We start from the raw sequence: 4,274 nt of genomic DNA, 5'->3' as shown, positions 1-4,274 counted from the left end.
TAGAATATAAGGTTTCTGCCCGTTAACAAAAAAGGTGTTTTTCACCTTTTATTTAACTGATTTAAGTTATTTCTTTGTAACGCTTTCGATCTAACAACACCTTCTTACAGCCTCAATCAATTGCATACCCGAAAGGGATCGCTGTTACAAGCCTGCATAGCATTTATTTATGGCGCCAAGTATTTAATTCTTTCGCAAGAGAGAACTGCCTTTTATTGCATAACCACATAAAGTTAAACCAATGGAAAAATCTTCAAAAGTTCAGCAATCCAGTCAAAAAATTGCATCAACCGCTTCGGGATTTCAATTCAGAACGCCTGCCGGTATTCAGGACTTTACCGATGATCCCATCAAGCAAAAAGCAATGAATAATTTATGGAGTAACAACCTGGATGGATTCATTCAACAGGGTATGTTAAATAATCCGTGGAACGCTACCAACACTCCTCCTACTACCAATTACTATAACCCGATCGACAACAACCCGCCGTCGAACGCAGCCAATATTAAATGGGGCGCCTATCCGGGCAGACTGGCTTATAATTTTCCCAATGCCACACAGGACCAGTTAAATCAAATGGCCGATACCGGACAAATATCCGGTCAGATATCAAATAGTCCCTGCACTACAGATGGACAACAGGTAGCCTATTTCCCCTATGGTCCCCGGGGCTGGCAGGATGAATATTGTGAATGGGCAATTACCCGTAATACGGCCGGAAAGATCACCCGCATAGATTTTACCTGTGAGAACCCCGAATACTGGAATTCCCTGTGGCTGATCGACCCTAATAAAGTGCTGGAACTCTATCAAACCATATTAGATAAACCACAGATCACCCTGGCAGATCTGTCGGTACCGGGAATTACCAATCCATTGACGAACCAACCAGTATATAACCCTTTGAACAAGTGGAACGCAGGAACCGTATCAGATGCAACAAAAGGCGGCGCCATACATTTGACCAGTACCCCTAACACGCTGCAAACAGAAATAGGCCTGGCTACCTCCTCCACCATTCAACGCTTTAACCCGCCACCTGCTAATAACACCATGTGGCCATCATCCCAGTTCAATAACCTGATCTGTGTGGGCCAGTATGGGCAACGGTTCCGTAACAGCGACCCTAACATCGGTGGCAATGTAAATAATTTTGTAACCCAGGGCATGATGCTGACCCTGGCGGACCCGCCCGGATTGTATATTCAAATGCCCGACTTTTCGAATTTCAAAACACCGGATGGAACCGATGCGTCTGCCTTCTGGACAATTAAGAGAGGCAGCAAAACATTGAACGACCAGAATGGCAATCCCCTGCCCGGCAATTTTATACTGCATGCTGTGTATGAAGTGCCGGCCAGTAAAGGATATACAGTAAGTGACATTACTATTTCCGGTGAGAACATCAACTGGGGGTCACAGATAGCGGCTACTTTTAAAATGCAGATCGTGGCCAGCGCCTATGCAGGTAAGATGCCGAATGGGTACGATCCGGTAGGCACTCCTACCCCTGCGAATACATTTGCGCAGCCACTCCAGCTTTTCTACCAGGATTATTTCGACACGCTGTATAATACAAACGTTCCCAACCCGGTGAACCACCCCATCCCATTATTAAGTAACAGTACATATGTTCCGGCAGTTATAAATATTGGAAGTGTTGCCATGAAAATGGTAGTGGTAGCAGGAACCTGTACCGCCAAACAGGGCCAGCCAGCCACTTACCCGGCAGTAACATTCGACGATCCTGCTATTACTGCAACCGTAACAGCAGTAAAAGAAAATGTCACCTATGCTATTCCTGGTAATAGTCAGCCAAGCACCAATACGGCCTTATACATTACTGTTAAAACAGGCGCCAGTGCAAAACCCGGTCAACATGGCGTATTTGTTACCAATGTTGGTCAATCAACACAGCCTGCCATGCCTGCATTGTTCCTGGTATCGCCGGTTACAGTACAGGCTGATATCGCCTGGCAAAATACCGGGGTAATACTCACCGCAAACAATAAGGCCGCCATAAAATATTCGTCGGGTTTATGGACCGCCAATCCGCAGGACAATGGCGGACAGTTATACAATGCAGCGGGCAACCCAACCTTTATTGCAGCCAAACCGGGTTATACCATGCCGGGACAAAACGAAGGCGCGCTTATTGGTAAAGTAGGCAGTACTGTTTTCCTGGTTGGTATGGGCGCCACCATTCCCACAGGATTAACCGGAGAAATACAATTATGCATCAATGATGACCTCAATGGCCAATATGGCGCCGGATTAACTGATAATATCGGGTCTATCAGTGTAACAATAGACGTACAATAAGTTTTCCAGGTTTCCTCAAAGCTAATACACAAGAGGCGCATACTTACCATATGTGCCTCTTTCCTGATTACTATTACCTCATTTACATACCATGAAAAAGATCAACACCATTGCCATCCTTATTATTTGTATTACTGTTTTTGTACTGGGTCAGGTTTTAATTGCCGATAGCAGGAATGTTTCAGTAAAACCGCTGGCAACTACCTGTAACTGTTACTCCCAATCTCCTTTGTACAATATTGTAATTGCATTCAACAACCAGGTGCCCGCCGATCTGGCTGCATTCAATAATCAATCGCAGGTAGATTGTTTTGCCTGGCAGGAATTTATTGCATTGAACTGGCCGGTTAACCCGAACGGTTATTTTGGCGATCCCGGTGACTATTCACTCGTTACCTGGGAAACCTATATGCCCAAAAATGTATTGTTTCAACCAGGCGGCGTACCGCCACCTAAATGGGGCACCCTTGTTTCGCCCCAATACGCCGCCAAATTCAAATCACAAAGGTTATTGATGAAACCTACCCAAACCAAGTTATTAACATACACCAGGAAGTTTGCCGAAGGAGATAGTATTGGCGGTTTAGACCCGGATCAGGCAGCACCCTTTGGCAAACCCAGCTGGCTGGGCGCCCAAAACAAAACAAATGTGTGGTATGAGATCATGCTAAATAAAGACTATTATGACTTTGTAACCAGGACTGGTTTTTACAATGCCATCACCCAGCATGATTCTGTAAAAAATGGCATTCCGCTTAATTTTCCTGCCGGGGTATACAATGGGCCGGTTGGTGCTATAGAATTAAAAGCGGCCTGGATGGAAGTAGATAATATCAAGTCGCCCAAATGGCAGCGATATAAATTATCCAAAGCAGTGGTATATGATTCCACCACGCAAAAATTAAGGGAAACCATGGTAGCCCTGGTTGGATTACATATCCTGCATAAAACGCAAAACCAGCCAACCTGGGTGTGGGCCACCTTTGAACAAACAGATAATGTACCAAACATCGACGGTGAAGCACCTCCGCCTTTTGGTTATAATTTTTATAATAGTAATTGTACAACGCAACAGGTTCCCTTATCTGGCGGCGGCACTGCAACAGTGATCTGTACTGCCAATACTGCGCCACCCTATTACTTATCACAGGCGGGCGCCGTACCCATACAGGTTACCCGCACTAATAAGATAGATACCGAAGATGCCGTGCCCATCAATGACAGCATGCAAAATAATATCCGGAAATTTTATTCCAGATCGGTCTTTCAATACTATCAGCTGGTAGATGTAATTTGGTCGCAACAACTGCAACCAGATGCCACCAAGCCAATACAACGGCCATTTCCGTTAAACACCTCGGCCATGCAAAGCGGTGTTGTTATTGTGGCTAATACAACGTTGGAAAGTTATGTACAAAACTCCAATACCTGTTTTAGCTGCCATAAGTTCAGCAGCATAGCGCCGTATGCGAACGACACCGTCAACAATAACATATTCGGTGATTTCAGTTTCGCTATTTCGTCGGCTAAGTATGCGAATACAAATTCAAAGAAGAAAAAATAAAGCGGTTGTTCGCCAACAAAAAAGCCATCCGCCCGGGCGGATGGCTTTTTTGTTATCAGTTTTATCAATTTTATTCAAATGAAATGGTTCCTTTACCATCGATATTGGTTCTGCTATCAAATGCAAAATCCACATAGAAGGCATCGCCTTTCTTTCCTTTAACTGTTTGACGTACGCGACCATATTCTTTTCCTTGAGGCGAGAATACTTTTATAGTAACAAAAACCGGCGAAGTGGAGTAAAATACAGATTGTTTTAGCAATTTTCAACCCGCCTCGTCATATTACAAATCAGGAACGAACTAACAAATTACTATCCAAACATGATCTTCACCGTTTGATAGAACAGCCTGCTTTGGAGGTGTTGGGCTTGTTCCGTAAAGCCCTG

Annotated in this window: 3 protein-coding genes; 2 read left to right on the top strand and 1 reads right to left on the bottom strand. The window is 44.5% G+C overall.

The annotated features are described in order from the left end of the window. Positions 1–241: 241 nt before the first annotated feature. Both ACJ751_RS18040 and ACJ751_RS18035 read left to right on the top strand, forming a co-directional pair. Positions 242–2,323 carry a hypothetical protein gene (locus tag ACJ751_RS18040; protein WP_407746918.1) on the top strand — a complete coding sequence of 694 codons (2,082 nt, stop codon included), beginning with the start codon at positions 242–244 and terminating at the stop codon, positions 2,321–2,323. 91 nt (positions 2,324–2,414) lie between these two features. Beyond that, positions 2,415–3,887, top strand: a complete 1,473-nt coding sequence (locus ACJ751_RS18035) for a hypothetical protein (protein ID WP_407746917.1) — start codon at positions 2,415–2,417, stop codon at positions 3,885–3,887. Between the two features lie 70 nt (positions 3,888–3,957). Here ACJ751_RS18035 and ACJ751_RS18030 read toward each other — a convergent pair whose 3' ends face one another. Further along, positions 3,958–4,149, bottom strand: coding sequence for a hypothetical protein (locus tag ACJ751_RS18030; protein ID WP_407746916.1), 192 nt, complete (start codon positions 4,147–4,149; stop codon positions 3,958–3,960). Between the last annotated feature and the right edge of the window lie 125 nt (positions 4,150–4,274).

The sequence above is a fragment of the Niastella sp. genome (assembly GCF_045805085.1).
In the GTDB taxonomy this organism is placed as follows: Bacteria; Bacteroidota; Bacteroidia; order Chitinophagales; family Chitinophagaceae; genus Niastella.
Note: the sequence above shows the minus strand (reverse complement) of the source record. Positions and strands in the feature narration are given on the sequence as shown.